The sequence below is a fragment of the Anaerosporobacter sp. genome (genome assembly GCF_031551385.1).
GTDB lineage: Bacteria > Bacillota > Clostridia > Lachnospirales > Lachnospiraceae > Anaerosporobacter.
Map to the genome: position 1 here is coordinate 19,966 of NZ_JAVBNS010000222.1, position 18,859 is coordinate 38,824.

Below are 18,859 nucleotides of genomic sequence, written 5' to 3' on the forward strand. Positions count from 1 at the left end.
AGTATAGTCACAGTAAAGATGAAGGAGAGAAAAGATGAAGAAAAATACAATAATTACTGCGTGTGTTGCAATTGGAGTTGTCGTAATCGGTGTGGGTGGTCTAATCATTGGAATGAATAAGGATTGGAATAACCAAAGTACGAAGATGGAAAGCCGACCATTAGATGATGTTATGGCACAAAATGCTAAAGATGAGGAAGAATTGGCGAAGCAAGAAGTTGACACAGCAGAAACAGGAACACAAGACACAAGTAAAATGCAGTTAATGGAGTTTGATGGGATGCAGTTTTATGTCGAAAGTGCGGGTAATATAGATGATGATGCATTTGAGATACCGTTGAAATCTGCTGTTGACATTGGACTTACCTATGTGAAAGATAACTATAGTGAGGCATTGGAAGGGATTTCATTTAGAATGGAAACAACTTCAGCAAGTGGGATAAAGAATGGAAGTGTTGCTTGGTATGAAGTCATAGAGATGAATGATAGGAAGCGATATGAAATTACAATTAATTCGAAAACAGGAGAAGTGTTAGATGCTCAAGCGTATTATAAAGAAAAGGCATCCGACGAACGATGGGTGAATGCGAGTGCTTCTTCTACGTGTATCCAATATAAAGTTGAAAAACTTAATTTAGATGCATTTTCAAAGATTGATGTAGATATTGATTACAATGCAAGTGTTGAAATGGTTACAGGTGATTCCTATGGAGTGATTTTTAATTACTATGGTCCAGATTATGAAATAGAATATAAAAATGAAAATGGAGAACTTACTATTAATGATATAATTGATGGTAAGGTGGAAGATTTAATGGGGCAAAATCAAAACAATTATGTGACAATTATTGTTCCAAAGGATAGTAAGTTATCTGAAATTGATATTGTAGATATGCGGGGAGACATATCAATGAAGGCAATCCAAGTAGACAAAATAAATACACTCGCACTTAATGGAGATAGTACCTTTGTTGAGATGGTTGTTAAGGAAGGACTTTTACAGACATCTGCAGGTGATATTAATGTGAAAGATATGCAAGGTACAGATGTGGAGTTAGTTACTATTAATGGTGATATCGTTATGAATGGGAAGATAAATAGCGATTGGAGTTATGATGCAACATCAGAGAAGGTTATAATTACTTCAACAGAAACGGAAGAGAAGTACTCTTATTGTTTAAGTAATAAAACAGGAAAAATCATTGTGAACGGTAAAAATCTGGCACAAGAGCAAGACATTAATAAAACGGTAGAGAAAACGACATCAGCGCTTGAAGAAAATGAAGAAGTAGATGCGGCGGGTAATACAAGCACGGGTGCAGAATCGATTTTAACGACAGAAACAAGCAACGAGTCTAAAAATGAAATAAATAAAATCACGGCAACAACCATATCGGGAGATGTGGAGCTTGAATTTGATAAGGAGGTTGAGAAGAAGAGTGTAGGTAAAGAAAATACATTAACGACAGAAACAATCAATGAATCTAATAAGTAACAGAAAGGCATAGAAAAACAGGTTGCGAAGATTGTTAAAAAAAGTTATACTATAATGAGTATTTCTGTTAAGAAAAGATAGACCGACAGTAATGTCGGTCTAATTAACGTTTTAATTATAAGAAAGTTGGAAGTATACATGTCTAAATGTTTATATATATCTGAAAAACCTAGCGTTGCTCAAGAGTTTGCAAAGGCACTCAAGTATAACTTTAAGAAACGTGATGGATATATAGAGGCGGATGAAGCAATTGTAACGTGGTGTGTTGGTCATTTGGTTACAATGAGTTATCCCGATGTCTATGATGAAAGTCTAAAAAAGTGGTCATTAACCACATTGCCATTTCTCCCTAAGGAATTCTTATATGAAGTCATTCCAGATGTAAGCAAACAATTTAATACCGTAAAAGCATTGTTAAATCGTGAAGATGTTTCTACGATTTATGTATGTACTGACTCTGGTCGTGAGGGAGAGTATATCTATCGGTTGGTGGATCAAAAAGCTGGTGTTCCAGCGTCGAAAGAGAAACGAAGAGTATGGATTGACTCGCAGACGGAAGAAGAAATCTTGCGTGGAATACGAGAAGCAAAGCCATTGTCAGCGTATGATAGTATATCTGATTCTGCCTATCTAAGAGCGAAAGAAGATTACTTGATGGGAATTAATTTTTCACGAGTGCTTACGCTAAAATATGGACAGGCGGTTACAAACTATCTGCAGAGCAAATGGACATCAATCTCCGTAGGACGTGTTATGACATGCGTTCTTGGTATGGTTGTGAAGAGAGAACGTGAAATTCGAGCATTTGTGAAAACTCCATTCTACCGTGTAATAGCAGGAGTTAATACATTTGGTAAGGAATTCGATGGAGAGTGGAGAGCAGTAGAAGGTTCGAAGTATTTTAACTCGCATCTATTATATAAGGAAAATGGTTTCAAAGCGAGAGAAGATGCAGAGAAGTTGATAGCAGAATTAACAACGGAATTTGACAATCAGGGTATCATTGAAAAGATAGAGAAGAAGAAAGAAAATAAGAATGCTCCGTTATTATTCAACTTGGCAGAGTTACAGAATGAGTGCTCGAAGCTGTTTAAAATAAGCCCAGATGAAACTTTGAAGATTGTTCAGGAACTATATGAAAAGAAATTAGTTACCTATCCAAGAACCGATGCCAGAGTTTTGTCTACAGCAGTAGCAAAGGAAATTCACAAAAACATTGGGGGACTGCGTAACTATTCTTTTGTAAGTGAATATGCAAGTGAAATCTTAGAAAACGGCAGTTATAAGAATATCGCCAAAACAAGATATGTTAATGATAAGCAAATCACAGACCATTATGCAATTATTCCGACTGGTCAAGGGTTAGCAGCACTCAACGCTGTTCCACCAACTGCAAAGAAGGTATATGAAACGATTGCGAGAAGGTTTTTAAGCATATTTTATCCAGCGGCAGTATATCAAAAAATCAGTCTTGTAGTGAAGGTGAAAGAAGAATCCTTTTTCTCAAGTTTCAAGATTTTAGAGTCACCTGGATATCTAAAAGTAACGAATCTTTCCTTTTTAACTAAGAAGTCAGCACCTTCTAGTAATGCGCAGGTAGCAGTAGCACCTCAAGAAATTGATGGACAATCGACGGAGGGTGGCAGCGATGGCGATTCTTCAGAAAATCAAGAAGATGTCTTTGATGCAGAGTTTATCAATAATATGAAAACTCTCAAGAAAGGTATGCTACTGAATATTACTGGATTTAATGTGAAGGAGGGAGAAACATCTCCGCCAAAACGATATAATTCAGGTTCGATGATTCTTGCAATGGAGAATGCAGGTCAATTAATTGAAGATGAGGAACTTCGCTCACAGATTAAAGGTAGTGGAATTGGTACAAGTGCGACTCGTGCAGAGATTCTGAATAAGCTTGTTAAAATCACATATCTTGCCTTGAATAAGAAGACGCAGATTATTACACCAACACTTCTTGGAGAGATGATTTATGATGTTGTAAATGCATCAATTCGTTCCCTGCTTAATCCAGAACTAACGGCAAGTTGGGAGAAGGGCTTAACCTATGTGGCGAATGGAGATATCACAAACGAGGAGTATATGGTCAAGCTTGAGAACTTTGTTGCTAAGATGACGAATGGAGTAAAAGGGCTTAATAATCAATATGCGCTTCGTCAGTTTTTTGATGAGGCGGCGAAGAGTTATAAGAAATAAATTATGGTGATATTTTGTATGCTTGTACGATATATTATTTATAGTACACAGTAATGAAAAGATAATATAGTATAAAAAAGGAGCGCACATATATGGAAGAATTAATGATTTGTAATTTGTATGATATGAATGAAACAATTGCTGGGAAAGTGTTTGAGGGTTGTACATATCCTTGGGAGGTACTTCCTAAGATTGGAGCATTTATAATTGAATTAGGTGAAACTTTACCTAGTGAGGAATACGACAAAGTTGGCGATAATGTTTGGATTGCTAAGTCAGCGAAAGTAGCGCCAACGGCATTTATTAATGGTCCAGCAATTATCGGTAAAGAAGCAGAAGTTCGTCATTGTGCTTTTATCCGTGGAAATGCAATTGTAGGGGAAGGTGCTGTTGTAGGTAATTCAACAGAGCTTAAAAATGTAGTTCTATTCAATAAGGTACAAGTTCCACACTATAATTATGTGGGTGATTCCATTCTTGGGTATCGTGCACATATGGGAGCAGGATCAATTACATCGAATGTAAAGTCGGATAAGACATTAGTTGAGATTACAGTTAATGGTACTAGAATGAAGACAAGTCTTAAAAAGATGGGTGCAATGCTAGGCGATAACGTTGAAGTTGGTTGTAACAGTGTTTTAAATCCTGGTACTATAATAGGAAGAGAAGCGAACATCTATCCATTGTCTATGGTTCGTGGATATGTTGCTGAAAAGTCAATTTACAAAAAGCATGGAGACATTGTGTCAAAGAATTAACAATAAAACAATAAGTTTCTGTGGAAAGTAATGAATTTTTAAGAAAGTTTATCAAAAAGTATGGACTAATCACGAGTTTTGTGAGAAAATGTGTGAAGGTGCGATGTTTAGGTTACATAAAAAGAATATTGTTTTTTACAAAGCCAAAACAATCGTCATGAACATAGCCATATAGCTAATTAGTATTCTAAAATGGATATTGAAAGGAGTTTCAACATGATTTATTCACATGAAGTAGAAAAAATGTGTCCAGTAGCACAAGGCGTTAACCACGGTGCTGCTCCAATCCCAGAAGAAGCAAAATGGGTAAAAGCAAAAGAAGTTTCTGATATTTCTGGTTTAACTCACGGTATCGGTTGGTGTGCACCACAACAAGGTACTTGTAAATTAACTCTTAACGTTAAAGAAGGTATCATCCAAGAAGCATTAGTAGAAACAGTTGGATGTTCAGGTATGACTCACTCAGCAGCTATGGCAGCTGAAATCTTACCAGGAAGAACTGTTCTTGAAGCATTAAACACAGATTTAGTTTGTGATGCAATCAATACAGCAATGAGAGAATTATTCTTACAAATCGTATACGGAAGAACTCAAAGTGCATTCTCTGAAGATGGTCTTCCAATCGGTGCTGGTCTTGAAGATTTAGGAAAAGGTTTAAGATCAATGGTTGGTACTATGTACGGAACTCTTGCAAAAGGACCTCGTTACCTTGAAATGACTGAAGGATATGTAACAGGAATCGCTTTAGACGCTGAAGATCAAATTATCGGTTACCAATTCGTAAGCTTTGGTAAGATGATGGATTTCATCAAAGCTGGTGATGACGCTAACACAGCATTCGAAAAATCTAAAGGCCAATATGGTAGAGTAGCAGATGCTGTTAAGATTATCGATCCAAGACACGAATAATAGAGGAGGTAACTAGAAATGGCTTTATTTGAATCATATGAAAGAAGAATAGATAAAATTACTGCAGTACTTAATTCATACGGTATTGCATCTATCGAAGAAGCAGAAAAGATTACGAAAGATGCTGGACTTGATGTATATAATCAAGTTAAAGCTATCCAACCTATCTGTTTCGAAAATGCAAGTTGGGCTTACATAGTAGGTGCAGCAATCGCAATTAAAAAAGATTGTAGAAGAGCTGCTGATGCTGCTGCAGCAATCGGTGAAGGTCTTCAAGCATTCTGTATCCCAGGTTCTGTTGCTGACCAACGTAAAGTAGGCTTAGGACATGGTAACTTAGGAAAGATGCTTCTTGAAGAAGATACAGACTGTTTCGCATTCTTAGCAGGTCACGAATCATTCGCTGCTGCTGAAGGTGCAATCGGTATCGCTGAAAAAGCAAACAAAGTTCGTAAAAAACCATTAAGAGTAATCTTAAATGGTTTAGGAAAAGATGCTGCTCAAATCATCGCTAGAATCAATGGATTTACTTTCATTGAAACAGAGATGGATTACTATACAGGAGAAGTAAAAGAAGTTTACAGAAAAGCTTACTCTGAAGGTCTTAGAGCAAAAGTTAACTGCTATGGTGCAAATGACGTAACTGAAGGTGTAGCTATCATGCACAAAGAAGGCGTTGACGTATCTATCACAGGTAACTCAACTAACCCAACTAGATTCCAACATCCAGTTGCTGGTACTTACAAAAAAGAATGTATCGAACAAGGTAAGAAATACTTCTCAGTAGCATCTGGTGGTGGTACTGGTAGAACTCTTCACCCAGATAACATGGCTGCTGGTCCAGCTTCTTATGGTATGACTGATACTATGGGACGTATGCACTCTGACGCTCAATTCGCTGGTTCTTCTTCAGTTCCTGCTCACGTTGAGATGATGGGTCTTATCGGAGCTGGTAACAACCCAATGGTTGGTATGACAGTTGCTGTAGCTGTTTCTATTCAAGAAGCTGCTGATAACGGTAAGTTCTAAGAAATGCTTTAAAATTAAGTTCTCACCCGTTTGTCCTCTATAATTTTATTATGAAGACAAATTGGGTGACAATTACTTGAAACGGTGAAAGGCGAGTTCTGCAGAAGGACTCGCCTTTCGTGTCTAATAAACATTAGTCAAATATAAACATCGGAAGATGGAGCAGACAAATAAAATGCTGATGAACGACCGCAAAATTACGCGTCCGTTCATCAGCATTTTTTTAGCTATTTAATCTGTCTACTTGACAGGAGGCATTTATTATGCTTTACCTAGATTTACGATATGTATTTAAAGAGAGTTTTGCTTTAATATCCTACAGCACTAGCAGCATATTCTGCTTGTTTGGTCGTAAAACCTTCAAATTCTAACTGACTAATTAATCCCTTTCGAGAGAACGAGGTGAGGTCAAGATAACTTTGCGCTTTTTTGGCAGCTTGCTCATTCCAATCGGTGTCAGTATTATCAACAGCAAGAGTTGCTTGCTCTGTTGTGAACCCTTCAAATTCCAACTGGTTAATTAAACCTTTCTGAGAAAATGCGGAGAGTTTTAAATAATCTTGCGCTTTTTTGGTAGCTTGTTCATTCCAGTCAGCGTTACAATTATCAACAGCAAAGGTTGCCTCTTCTTCTGTAAAACCTTCAAATTGCAATTGATTAATCAGCCCAGAGTAAGAGAAGGCTGTGATTTTAAGATAATTTTTTGCTTTTTTTAATGCGTTTTTCTGACCCGTTGTCATAGTGTCTTTGGGTTCGTCTTTTGCGTTATCAGCAACGTCTTTCGAGTTGTCAGTAACTTCTTTCGTAGTGTCTTTTTGTCCACTTTTAGAGGTGGAGCTATCATTAGAAACAGTATCGGTAGATTTTGATTTATCCATTCCTTGTGAACCAGCAGCATATATTACTGCTATAATAATTATAGCAACAAGAAAACCAGGTATCTTCCCCCCTTGTTTTTTTCGGCAATTAGGACATACCTTTGCTTTAGAATCAATTTCGGTTCGACAATATTTACATAATTTTGTTTTACTCATCATAAAACCTCCTATTTTGTATTATTTTGACTACTATAGTTTAACAAGTAATATAGAAAAAATCTACTATAAATACAAAATTTTCAATTTGCATTATTATAGTGGGAATAGATTCGTTACTGTGAACGTTTGGTGTAAACAGTAACAATGGATTAGCTATAAATTATAGTCAAAGCGATATCATCAGTAAAGATATTAATAGGCCAGGGATACAATTGACTGGTTACTTAGAGCATTATAATCCAAAAAGAGTCCAAGTCTTAGGTTATGTAGAGAATATTAAAATCTATCTACAATACTTCTATGTAACTTAGTCTTTCTTGAATACGATTGAAACAGCTTCGTTACCTTCGTCTTCAGTGATTATAATTTTATCACCCTCTACAGTACCTTTAATCTCTTCACCATCACCGATAAGAGTTAAGTTTTTGTCTGAAAGAGTGTAAGTTCCTTGGATAGCTTCATCATCTACAGATATAATAACTTTTTCATCTCTTTTGAATTCAAGATAAAGAGTTTCTCTTTCAATTTGTCCGCTAGCTTCTAAATCTGAAACAGATATAGTCATACCAGACATTTGCATACTGTCAAGGAAGAATTTATTGCCTGCAAGTCCATCTGGCGGACTAATACATGCAGTAACTGCGAGAAACACACTGGGGCTATTTTCTATATGTAAATCTTTAAATGGACTAGTATAAGTACATGCAGTAATTGCTATTGTCATAACGAATATAATAGCTAGTAAAAAAGATGATTTTTTATGTTTTTTCATTGTTTATATTCTCCTTGATTTGAGTATTTTATTATGAATTGAAAAGTTAATATTAGCAAAGTTTTTTGATTTGTGAGACAAAAAAATAACTATCCTAATTTGAATTGGATAGTTATTTTTTGAATAGTATCTAAAATCTATCTACAACACATTTATGTAGCTTAGTCTTTCTTGAATACGATTGAAACAGCTTCGTCGCCTTCGCCTTCAGAGATAGTAATTGTATTACCATCTACAATACCTTTCATTTCTTCGCCGTCACCTATAAGAGTTAAGTTTTTGCCTGAAAGAGTATAAGTTCCTTCGTTAGCTTCACCATCAACAGAGATAATAGCTTTTCCATCTTTCTTGAACTCAAGATAAAGAGCGCCATGTTCGATGCTTCCATTAAGTTCTAAATCTGATGCTGATATAGTCATACCAGCCATTTTCATGCTGTCAAGAACGAATTTTTTGCCTGCAAGTTTATCAGATGAACCACATGCAGTAAATGCCATTGCCATAACTAAGATGACAGCTAGTAAACAAGATAATTTTTTCATAGATTTCATTTTTTCTCTCTCCTATTGTACGTATAATATTTCGTTGCCTGAATTCAATAATAATAAATTCATTTCTGCTCGTAACAAAACCCATTGTAACATAGAAAATGACAAAATTCAACTTATAACTACCTTAGAATTATTAATACATAATTATAAGTTCACTAATAAAAAGTGATACAAAATATTTCCAATATAAGTCCGAAAACTTTGATGTGACAGATAATATATACATATAAAACAAAGAACGTAAGAAAGTGTAAAAAAAAATTGTATAATCAGATAATTTGTTATATAATTTATAAAGTAGAGAGCAAAAAAACGGAGGACAGTGTATGAAGAAAATGAAACGTTTAGGACCTAAAATGTTAGCATCCCTTATTACAACATTTATTCTAGTACTAGGAGCGTTTTTATTAGTATCCTTGGCACGGACAATGGAACTTGCTGATACGATGGGGAAAGAAGAAATTGTGGCTTCTGCGGAAGAACATGCGAATGCAATGGCAATTGAATTCAATAAAGCAGACAGTTTGGCTTTAGGACTAAAATTTGCAGTAGATCAGTTTGAAAGTATTCCTGTAGAGATGCGTAGAAACTATTTTGACGAAGTGTTAAAGAATGCGGTAGAAAGCAATATGACAGTTGTTCTTGGTGGCTGGATATGTTTTGAACCCAATCAATTAGATGGTCTAGATGCACAGTATAAGAATACGTCCTACAGTGACGCAAGTGGAAGATATATTACCTATGTGACATCCTACAATGGAACGATGGATAAAACCTGTTTGACAGGTTATGACGTTGAAGGAGAAGGTGATTATTACCTTGATGCATATAAAACAGGAGAACCAATCGTAACACAGCCTTATCTATATGAAGTGGCTGGACAGAAGATGGAGGTTATTACATTTACTTATCCAATCAAAAATCAAGCAGGAACAATCGTTGGAGCTGTTGGTGTAGATTATGGGTTAGACTATATGAATCTATTGAATGATGAAGTGAAACTGTTTGATACCGGATTTGGTAAATTGATAACGAATAAAGGACAAGTAGTAGCACATAAAGATAGAAGTTTAGTAGGAACGTTGGATACAGATGTAACATCAGAAAGTTTTTCTGCTGAAATTGTAGGGACATTAAAAGAGGGAAATACTTACGTTGGAAAGATGTATTCCAAAACGTTGAAATCGAATGCATATAAGGCTTATGCGCGTGTGCGAATTGGAAACTCTGAAAAAAATTGGGTTTATGCTGTAATTGTTTCAGAAGATGAAGTTATGGCAGACACCTATACTACATTAAGAATTGTATTAACAATTGGAATTGTTGGAGTTATTGTGGCAATTATTATTATCATTCTATTGGCTAGAAGTATATCAAAACCAATTAGTGTAATGTGCAAGACAGCAAACATAATTGCAAAAGGTGATTTGACAATAACGATAGATAAAAAGTACCAAAAGAGAGCAGACGAAATAGGAGATTTGTCAAGAGATTTAGAATTGATGCGAGATGGTTTGTTAGAAACGGTTACTGGAATCAATGTAGCTACAGGTTCATTGCAAAGTCAAGTATCTGCAATTAATAGTACTCTTTATACGTTGAATGATAGAATTACAGATACGTCTGCTGCAACAGAAGAGTTAAGCGCAGGCATGGAAGAAACGGGAGCTGCAGCGGAAGAAATGAATACAACTGCTCTTGAGATTGAGCGTGCAATAGAAATGGTAGCAGAAAAGGCAGAAGAGGGTGCTGGAAAATCTAGTGAGATTCATGCAAGAGCTTCGGAACTAGGAGAAAACGTGAAAGTTTCTATAGAGAAGTCTAACAAGATTTTTGCAGATATTAAAGGCACGTTAGAGAAAGCATTGGAAGATTCCAAAGCAGTGGATGAAATCAATTCTTTGGCAAATGCTATTTTAGATATTACTAGCCAGACTACATTGCTTGCACTAAATGCTTCCATTGAAGCGGCAAGAGCAGGAGAGGCAGGAAGAGGATTTGCAGTAGTAGCAAATGAAATTGGAACATTAGCGGATAATTCGACAAATACAGTTGCACAGATTCAACAGATTACACAAGTAGTAATGAGTGCCGTAAATGCGTTATCAAAGAGTGCTGGCGATTTACTAAAGTTCGTTTCCGATGATGTACAAAATGATTATCAAGATATGCTAGGAGCAGCAAGTTCATATACAGATGATGCTATTTATGTCAGCGATATGACAAGTGATTTAAGTGCAACATCAGAGGAATTGTTAGCTTCAGTGCAAACACTATTGAAAGCAATTAGTGAAGTAACGATGGCAGCACAGGAAGGTGCAGAAACTACAGCAGTAGTTGCAGAACAGACAGCGGATATTTCTGATAATGCGAATGTAGTTGTGGAAAGCATGAATGAAACAGAAAAAACAGCAATAAATTTGGCAGGATTAGTAGGTAAATTTAAGATTGAAGAATAGTATTAGATAAAGAGAGTGAGGCATGGGAAAACCCTATGCCTCATTGTTATGATACCCCTTAACCTATATAGCCAAGGTTTAACGTTAATATTAAAATAATACGAGATTTTCGAAGATTTGACACCCAAATTGCTGGGTGTCTTTTTGTATAATGAGGATAAAAGGTATTGTTATGGGGGTGGCGTATTTTGAATATTCTGATTACAGATGACGAAGAAACGACCATAAGAGGCATAAGAAAAATGGTCAAGTGGGAGCAAATTGGGGTTACAAAGGTTATGGAGGCTTCGAGTGGGGAAGAAGCTCTAATTACTTGTAAGACATCAAAGGTGGATATAGTAATATCGGATATCCGAATGACGGGAATGTCAGGAATTGAAATGGCAAAAAACATTAGAGAGCAGTATCCACTCTGCCAGATTATATTTATGACAGGATATGTGGAGAATGTATATCTAAAGGAGGCAATTGACTTAGAAGTAGTAAGTTTTCTTGAGAAACCAATTCATATTAAGGAAATGGAGGAGGCTATCCAAAAGGCAGCAAAGAAGCTACAAGTGATGCAATTACATGCACAAGTTGGAAAGCAAATGAGCGTAGAGCGTAGGCAGTATATAATACATAAGTTGGCAAAAGAATTAATAGAACCAGTAGCGAATAGAAAAGCCATTCAAGACGATATGAAACATTTGAAGCTTGCATGGGAGCAAAAAGAATATGCTTGTGTAGCTATATTTGATATAAAATCAGATGAGAATAGAAATAGCGAAAAAGTTATGTATGCACTGGATCGCATCTTTTCGGAGATTGAGCACGTCTATTTTATGAAAGATAGTTCTCATATTGTATTCATTATTGCATATCAAAAACAGGAAGAAGATATTTTGCGAGAGATAATAAGGAGAAGTCGTGATTTTGTGAATGCAAATACTACCGTTTCGATTTGCGGAGTGTTTGGTAGATGCGTAACCAATATTTATTCAATCTATAAATCATATGAGACAGCAGTAATATATCTGCAAAAATTTTTCTATCTAGGGTATCAACAAGTTCTTTGTTATGCAAAGGAAGAGGAAAGAAAGTTAGAGTTTGATGAAATGCATATGAAAGCATTTGCAGAATCGCTAAAGGAATTAAATCATAAAAAAACGATGGAATGTATAAAACAAATCTATATAATACTTCGTCCACAGCACACGGTATTAGTTAGTTGTATGAAAGGAATCTATTTAAGGCTTTTAAATTATGTTTATGAAGAGGCAGAACACGCATTTTCGATGGGAAATATAAGTGAAAATGAGCGAAGAGGAGTTTTACTCGAAAAAATTCATTCCATGGATACGCTTGCAGAATGTAATGAATTTTTACAGGAGCAAGTGGAAGAATATTATCAAAATGCAGAGAGTCTTGTAGTAAATAATAAGATAATTGTTCAGATAATGGAGTTTATTAATCAGAAGTATCAAGATTATGAGCTATCTGTTAGTGAGATATCCGATCATGTATATCTTACCCCCAACTATATGATGATGCTGTTTAAGAAGAGGATGGGAAAGACGGTACTGCAATATTTGACAGAGGTACGAATGGAAGCAGCAAAAGAATTATTAAAGGACGGAAGAATAAAGTTAACAGAGGTAGCGATTAAAGTAGGCTTCCGTGATTCAAATTATTTTTCGAAAGTTTTCCATAAATATGTCGGAGTTTCACCAAGAATCTATAGAGAAAAGAATTTTTTCTAGTAAAATAATACGAGGTTTGGCTTGTTTCATTGCATGAAAATACGACTTGTTATACTATGGAAAAGCAAAGAACGTATTCTTCGTGGATTGCATGTAACTAACGTGTTACTGCGAACATTTTGTGTGAACAGTAACACTAATTTATCAAAATCATGGGGGTAATGATGAGAAAACTAGGTAAAAAAATTTTAACAGCGGCATTAGCAGCATCAATGTTACTATCATCAATTTCTTTGGAGTCATTTTCTGCAAAAGCAGCGACATCAAAGGATTACACAACGGAATTGTTTGGGCCAAATGTGTATGTATTTGATGAGTCGGATTCACAAAGTGAGATTCAGTCGGTTATTGATGATGTCTATGCAACACAAGAAACAAATCAATTTGGAAAAGAACGATATGCAGTTCTATTCAAGCCAGGTGAGTATGACAATGTGCGAATGAAAGTTGGATTCTATACACAAGCGGCGGGACTCGGTGAGTTACCTACGGACACTGTTGTAAATGAATTTGACTGTAATGCGGACTGGATGGGCGCAAATTCTACTTGTAATTTCTGGAGAAGTGCATCAAACTTTACAGTAAAACAAACTGCAACTTGGGCAGCAGCACAAGCAACTTCGTTAAGAAGAATGCAATTCGATCAATGGCTTGCATTAGACCAATGGGGACAAGGCTGGGCAAGTGGCGGATTTGTAGCAGACACAGTGGTTAAAGGTTCAGCAGTGGCTTGGTCGCAACAACAGTATTGTTCAAGAAACAGTGAGTACGGCGCATGGGCTGGTGGTGTATGGAATGCAGTATTTATTGGCATGAACAAAGATCTTAAGGTGCAAGATTCTAATGCAAAGGTAGAAAACAATTGGTCACAAGAACCAGGATATCAATATTTCACAACAGTTGATAAGACACCAGTGGTTAGAGAAACACCTTATCTTACAATAGATAAAAATGATAACTATAGTGTTTTCGTACCAAGTGTAAGAGAAAATTCAAATGGAACATCTTGGACGAATGGAAAAGAAGCTGGAACTTCTATTGGTATTGATAAATTCTACATTGCAAAACCAAACAAAGATACAGCAGATACGATTAATGCAGCGCTACAACAAGGGAAACATTTAATCTTAACACCAGGTATCTATTCTTTGAATAAAGCAATACAAGTAAAGAATGCAAATACAGTTGTACTTGGATTAGGATACGCAACATTAACACCAACAGGAGACAATGCCTGTATTGAAATTGCAGATGTAGATGGTGTAAGTGTATCAGGACTTCTTTTTGATGCAGGTCCTAAGTATACAGAAACACTTTTAAAAGTTGGTGAGGATAATGCAGCAAAGAGACATGCAGACAATCCTACATTACTAAGTGATTTATTCTTCCGTGTTGGTGGTGCAACTTCTGAAGTGGCACAATCAAAAACTTGTATTATTATAAACAGTAAAGATGTAATTGGAGATAATTTCTGGGTATGGCGTGCAGATCATGGTGATGGAGTAGCATGGGATAAGAACAAGTCAGAGAATGGAATTGTTGTTAATGGTGACTGCGTAACAATGTATGGACTATTTGTAGAGCATTTCCATGAGTATCAAACGCTTTGGAATGGTGATTATGGTCGTGTGTATTTCTATCAAAGTGAGCTTCCATATGATGTTCCAAATCAAGCAAGTTGGATGAGCCACAATGGAACAGTTAATGGATATGCATCTTATAAAGTAGCAGATGATGTTACTTCACATGAAGCATATGGTTTAGGTATCTATTCGTTTCATAGAGATGCAACAATCGATCTTGCCAATGCAGCAGAAGTTCCAGATGCAGACAATGTAAGTGTGCATAACATCTGTTCTGTAATGCTTGCTGGTAATCCGGGTATTTCTCATGTTATTAATGGCAAAGGAAATGAAGTAAAGATTGCTGGTGAGAGAGAACAAGTAGTATCATACGGTAAAGGAAAAGTAGTGATTCCAGATGTAGAAGAAGAGCAAGGTGAGCTTCAAACAGCTACAGGTGCATATGCTGACTGGAAGAATACTGGAATTACGTATCCACAGATGGGACAGCTTATTGCTGCGGGTGTAGTAACAGTAACTTGGAATGCTTTAGATGCACAAGTGGATCATTATGATGTATATGTAGATGATGTACTTGTGGATAGCGTGAAAGCGGATGGAAAAGGAGCTTACGAATGTGAGGTTTATACAACTCAAGTTAGTTCTCATCAATTAAAAATCGTTGCAGTATTAAAAGGTGAAGGAAAAACAGTAACAGCTAATATTCGTACATTCTTTGTTTCTAAAAAGGGAATGGGAATTTGGCAAGACCGTGCAGATATCATTGATGAGACAAATCTTTCTTGGTATTACAACTGGTCTCCATTTGAATTAACTGGTGTAAGTGATGCCATTGAGTTCGTACCTATGATTTGGGGTGCTGATAATGGTGCTGACGATTACGCATGGAACTGGTTAAAATCTGGAGAGTGTAAAAAATATAAAACATTATTAACATTCAATGAGCCAGACTATCCAGATCAATCGGATATGTCATATCAAAAGGCAGTAGAGTTATGGCCAACATTACAAAATAGTGGATTACGATTAAGTTCTCCTGCAACTGGAAATCCAGCATACTTTATGAAAGGTGGCGAAGGGGATTGGTTTGGTCCTTTCCTTGATAAGTTAGCTGAAACAGGAGGAAGTTTTGATTTTACAGCAGTTCATTATTATCAAGATTATCCATTAGTTGATTTATTTGTAGAAACACTTGAGAAAACATATGAGATGACAGGAAAACCAATCTGGATTACAGAGTGGGGTGTAGCACAATGGACAAATGTACAGAATTTCTCATGGAGCGGTGGAGATGATAACTGGCAAAGAGAACGAGTTGTAGCATTTATGGAAGAAATCATTCCAATATTAGATAAACTTGATTTTGTTGAGAGATATGCTTGGTTCCCATTCGATGGTGCTAACACAGAAGAGTACGGAAATGGTGCTGGTGGTTTATTCTTTGATTCTGGTGCAAAAGCTGGTCAACTTACAACAGTAGGGGAAGCATATAGTGTACTTGGTAATCCAAAAGGTTATAACCCTGACCGTATCGTATATGATAAGGTTGTAATTGATGAAGGAATTGTAGAACCTGTAAACCCAATAGATCCAGTAACACCAGTAGATCCAGTAACAACAAATCTTGCAGTTGGAAAAACAGCAGTAGCATCTTCTACTCTTGGAAACAATAATGCGGATATGGCAATCGACGAAAATGCAAATACTCGTTGGGAATCAGAATATTCTGACGCACAATGGATTTATGTAGATTTAGGAAAAGCATATTCAGTAACAGGAGTAAACTTAGTATGGGAAACTGCTGCAGGCAAGAATTATAAGATTCAAGTTTCTAATAATGCTACAGATTGGACTACTGTATATGAGAAAACAAATGGTGTAGGTGGAACAGAGGAAATTACATTTGCAAAGACATCGGCTCGTTATGTTAGAATGTATGGTACAGAGAGAACAACAGGATACGGATATTCACTATGGGAATTTGAAGTATTAGGTTTCGCTGATAATGCAGAAAATCCTGTTTTACCTGAAGAACCTTCTGGAAATGTTAATGTAGCAAAAGATAAAGCAGTAACAACTTCTTCAAATGAAGGAGGTTTTATCGGAAATAATGTAACAGATGGTAATGAAGGTACAAGATGGGCTTCTAACCAATCAGACAATGAATGGTTATGTATAGATTTAGGAAGCGCACAAAATATATCAAAGGTAATTCTTAAATGGGAAGCAGCTTACGGAAAATCTTATGAGATTCAAGTTTCTCAAGATGGAACGAACTTTACTACCGTTGCAAAAAATGCGGATGGAAAAGGCGGAGTTGAAGAAATTAGCTTTAATAAAACAAGTGCTCGCTATGTTCGTATACAAGGCGTTCAAAGAGCAACGGGGTATGGATATTCATTGTGGGAAGTTGAAGTTTATTAAGAGATGAAATTTATACGAGACTAGGATGATAACGAAATGATTTTGAAAAATACGTTGTATGAGGCGAGTTTTGATTGTCATCGTCGTCTTAGAGAAGCTCCAAATTTAAAATTGCATATAGTAAGTTAGATTTGAAAAGGCAGGGGATTGTCGCTTGATAACTTAATTCTGAGGAAGAAGTTATTGGATGGCAAGCCCTTGTTTTTTTATTTTTATTAGTGGATTGTGAATCTGCTACACTATGAGCTTTTGTTTGACAATAGCATAAAAATGAAATGTTCTTTAATAGTCAAAATGCCTAATGTGATTTAGTTACAGAAGATAAACCTACTTCTTGTTATACTTAGAAAAAATGAGTGATTACGAAACTCTCAATATACGTTAACCAAGAAGCTTACACATATAAAAGGAGTTTCGCAAGTGCCTATAAAAAGATGAGAAGGAGAAAACATATGGCAGCGAGAAAAATTGCGTTTGTAGATGAAGCACAATGCGTAGCTTGTGGAAGTTGTATCAAAGTCTGTCCAAGAGGGGCAATTGCTGTTCCGAATGGGATAACAGCAGTAGTAGATGAAGAAAAGTGTGTCGGTTGTGGAATATGTGCAAAAGCATGTCCAGCGTCCGTGATTTCAAGTAGAGAGAAACAAAGTGAGAATAAGAGAGGATAGGTGAACGGATACTTATGAAAACAAAAAAGAAAAAATGGTATGAATACTTATGGATCGCATCGGCAACATATCTGACTTTAGGATTTTTAAATATCCTATTCGCTTGGCTCGGCTTAATTTGTTTCTTTGTTCCGTTAATGATATCGATAGTAAAAGGAAATAAGTCTTACTGCAATAAATATTGTGGAAGAGGTCAATTGTTTGATTTGCTTGGAAATAAAGTTGGATTATCTAGAAAGAAAAATATACCGGCATTTCTTCGAAGTAAATGGTTTCGCTATGGATTTTTAATATTTTTCTTAACGATGTTTGGGAATATGTTATTTCAGACATATCTTGTATTTACAGAAGTAAATGGAGTAAAAGAAGTAGTAAAACTATTGTGGACATTCAAATTACCTTGGAGTTTTGCTTATCATGGAACAATCGTTGCGCCTTGGGTAGCGCAATTTGCGTTTGGATTCTATAGTGTTATGTTGACTTCAACAGTATTAGGTGCAATAACTATGGCACTATATAAGCCTAGATCATGGTGCGTGTACTGCCCGATGGGGACAATGACACAAGGAATATGCAAGATAAAGAAATCCTTGTAAAATGAATAGAGGATTATATGATACAATTTAAGCGTTTGTAAGGTGTATCATAAGATTTGTAATTAATAGTTACATTTATAATTGCAGCTCTGGTGTTGGTAGCACTGGGGCTGTTTTTCTATTTATCAAGTAGCTCAGTCTGTTCTTTTTCGATTTGTTTAATACTTTTTTCTGGAGTAGGTAAATCTTCTGGCATAGTACCGCCAAGTCTCTTAATGGTATCTCGTACTTCTTTTCCTACATCATAATGAGTTTTGTTAGCATTATCCTTTCCCTGCACGTTTTCACGTCTGAGTTTAGCTTCTGCTTGCGTTGCACGGAATAGATTGGCGGCTAATTCTTCATATCCCATATGGTCTAGTATTTTCTGACTTGTTTTCAACCCTTTTCTAGTGTGAATATCTTTAGCTTTTAGACCTCCATAAAGACCTGCATACCCATAGTTTTGAAAAATGGCATATTCTTGATTGGTAACAACACCAGCATCTTTAGCGGCAGCTACTAATTGTTTGTTATGTTCTGCCATCTCATTACGAATAGCCAGTCGTTTTTGGTCATCATTAAGTTGGTCATAATTATCTATTATTTCTTGCTGACGTGTTTTGATAGCAAAATAAGTCTT

Annotated in this window: 14 protein-coding genes and 1 pseudogene; 11 read left to right on the forward strand and 4 right to left on the reverse strand. The window is 36.0% G+C overall.

The genetic code is table 11. The features are described 5' to 3' along the window. The first annotated feature begins 34 nt into the window (after positions 1–34). The 5 genes from RMR19_RS17010 (at position 35) to RMR19_RS17030 (ending at position 6,405) form a co-directional block, all read left to right on the forward strand. Positions 35–1,495, forward strand: coding sequence for a DUF4097 family beta strand repeat-containing protein (locus RMR19_RS17010; protein ID WP_310604699.1), 1,461 nt, complete (start codon positions 35–37; stop codon positions 1,493–1,495). A gap of 138 nt (positions 1,496–1,633) precedes the next feature. Beyond that, entirely contained in the window at positions 1,634–3,709 is a 2,076-nt protein-coding gene (locus RMR19_RS17015; RefSeq protein ID WP_310604700.1) for a DNA topoisomerase, read from the forward strand. Positions 3,710–3,801: 92 nt separating this feature from the next. Further along, positions 3,802–4,467: an acyltransferase gene (locus RMR19_RS17020; RefSeq protein WP_310604701.1), complete on the forward strand. Its 666-nt coding sequence runs from the start codon at positions 3,802–3,804 to the stop codon at positions 4,465–4,467. Between the two features lie 216 nt (positions 4,468–4,683). Continuing rightward, entirely contained in the window at positions 4,684–5,376 is a 693-nt protein-coding gene (locus RMR19_RS17025; protein WP_310604702.1) for an iron-sulfur cluster assembly scaffold protein, read from the forward strand. Positions 5,377–5,394: 18 nt separating this feature from the next. Next, positions 5,395–6,405: a GGGtGRT protein gene (locus RMR19_RS17030; protein WP_310604703.1), complete on the forward strand. Its 1,011-nt coding sequence runs from the start codon at positions 5,395–5,397 to the stop codon at positions 6,403–6,405. Between the two features lie 308 nt (positions 6,406–6,713). Here the strand turns inward: RMR19_RS17030 and RMR19_RS17035 are convergent, their stop codons facing one another. After that, positions 6,714–7,439 carry an Ltp family lipoprotein gene (locus tag RMR19_RS17035; RefSeq protein ID WP_310604704.1) on the reverse strand — a complete coding sequence of 242 codons (726 nt, stop codon included), beginning with the start codon at positions 7,437–7,439 and terminating at the stop codon, positions 6,714–6,716. A gap of 158 nt (positions 7,440–7,597) precedes the next feature. On the opposite strand from RMR19_RS17035, the gene RMR19_RS22195 reads away from it, so the two are divergent. Next, positions 7,598–7,753 (forward strand): hypothetical protein, encoded by a 156-nt coding sequence (locus RMR19_RS22195; protein ID WP_310604711.1) that lies wholly within the window; start codon positions 7,598–7,600, stop codon positions 7,751–7,753. Here RMR19_RS22195 and RMR19_RS17045 read toward each other — a convergent pair. Beyond that, positions 7,750–8,214, reverse strand: a complete 465-nt coding sequence (locus RMR19_RS17045) for a hypothetical protein (protein ID WP_310604705.1) — start codon at positions 8,212–8,214, stop codon at positions 7,750–7,752. The two genes, RMR19_RS22195 and RMR19_RS17045, sit on opposite strands and share 4 nt — an antisense overlap. Positions 8,215–8,375: 161 nt before the next feature. Then, positions 8,376–8,765 carry a hypothetical protein gene (locus RMR19_RS17050; protein ID WP_310604706.1) on the reverse strand — a complete coding sequence of 130 codons (390 nt, stop codon included), beginning with the start codon at positions 8,763–8,765 and terminating at the stop codon, positions 8,376–8,378. Between the two features lie 326 nt (positions 8,766–9,091). Between RMR19_RS17050 and RMR19_RS17055 the strand changes: the two genes are divergently transcribed. From RMR19_RS17055 to RMR19_RS17075, 5 genes are all read left to right on the forward strand, one after another. Then, a complete protein-coding gene (locus tag RMR19_RS17055; protein ID WP_310604707.1) occupies positions 9,092–11,224 on the forward strand; it encodes a methyl-accepting chemotaxis protein in 2,133 nt (710 codons plus the stop codon). Positions 11,225–11,412: 188 nt separating this feature from the next. Continuing rightward, a complete protein-coding gene (locus tag RMR19_RS17060; RefSeq protein WP_310604708.1) occupies positions 11,413–12,966 on the forward strand; it encodes a response regulator in 1,554 nt (517 codons plus the stop codon). A gap of 164 nt (positions 12,967–13,130) precedes the next feature. Beyond that, positions 13,131–16,973 (forward strand): galactose-binding domain-containing protein, encoded by a 3,843-nt coding sequence (locus tag RMR19_RS17065; RefSeq protein ID WP_310604709.1) that lies wholly within the window; start codon positions 13,131–13,133, stop codon positions 16,971–16,973. A 356-nt stretch (positions 16,974–17,329) separates the two neighbouring features. Continuing rightward, positions 17,330–17,641: a 4Fe-4S binding protein gene (locus RMR19_RS17070; protein ID WP_331654771.1), complete on the forward strand. Its 312-nt coding sequence runs from the start codon at positions 17,330–17,332 to the stop codon at positions 17,639–17,641. Between the two features lie 14 nt (positions 17,642–17,655). After that, on the forward strand, positions 17,656–18,237 hold the full coding sequence (locus RMR19_RS17075; RefSeq protein ID WP_310604710.1) for a 4Fe-4S binding protein: 582 nt from the start codon (positions 17,656–17,658) through the stop codon (positions 18,235–18,237). A 118-nt stretch (positions 18,238–18,355) separates the two neighbouring features. Here RMR19_RS17075 and dinD read toward each other — a convergent pair. Beyond that, a pseudogene (gene dinD / locus RMR19_RS17080) lies at positions 18,356–18,859 on the reverse strand (DNA damage-inducible protein D); the annotation flags it as partial.